The following is an 807-nucleotide window of genomic DNA, read 5'->3' as shown; positions in this document are numbered from 1 at the left end:
TCACCGAACGACCGGCGCTCACCATCACGAGCGGGACGGTCACCACGGTCATTATTGAACGGACGGCGTTCGCCGTCGCGTGCGGGACGCTCAGAGCCGTCCCTGTTCTCCCTGGAACGGAATCCGCGGGGATCCCCGCCCGAGTTGTTGTTGGGACGGTACGAGCCGCGGTCGTCCCGATTCCCGCCAAAGTTTCCGCGATTGCCGCCGCGATTGCCGCCGTTGTGCTCAGCCATGGTGGATTCCTCCTGTTGCGAGCCGACCACTGGCGCGTGCGTAGTCGCTCATAACCCTTATTTCGTTGTCACGCCGCCGGCAGCGCTCAGCCACCGACTCGTATGTCTTATGCAATTCTATTCGACGCCGCCACGGGGCCGGAACGTCCAGAGGGGCTATGGTGCCTCTCGTGGCAAGTCTCACAGGCACACCGGTAGCAATGGGCAGGATGTATGGGGTTTGTGAGACGTGTTAAATGGAAGAGCCCCGGCCGTGGTGGTCGGGGCTCTTCGTGAATGGTTGTCCGGCGGTGTCCTACTCTCCCACACCCTCCCGGGTGCAGTACCATCGGCGCTGTGGGTCTTAGCTTCCGGGTTCGGAATGGGACCGGGCGTTTCCCCCACGCTATGACCGCCGTAACTCTGTTACCCGTCCCGTCCCCCGTGGGGGGGTGGGTGGGAAATCTTTGGGTTACAACTGTGGTGTTGTTATTTAGTTGTTGGTTCCGGCTACCCGTGGTGGGTTGTTGTTCGGGAACCACATAGTGGACGCGTGCAGTGTGTTGTGTGGTGTAAGTTGTTGGCCTATTAG

General features: G+C 61.0%; 1 rRNA gene and 1 pseudogene. Both read right to left on the bottom strand.

From position 1 onward, the window contains the following. Positions 1-236 (bottom strand): annotated as a pseudogene (locus BMY91_RS21060) (hypothetical protein); the annotation flags it as partial. 282 nt (positions 237-518) lie between these two features. Continuing rightward, a 5S ribosomal RNA gene (gene rrf / locus BMY91_RS21055) occupies positions 519-635 on the bottom strand. Between the last annotated feature and the right edge of the window lie 172 nt (positions 636-807).

This window comes from Arthrobacter sp. yr096 (assembly GCF_900108925.1).
Taxonomy (GTDB): domain Bacteria; phylum Actinomycetota; class Actinomycetes; order Actinomycetales; family Micrococcaceae; genus Arthrobacter.
This window is presented reverse-complemented; position numbering and strand designations above follow the sequence as displayed.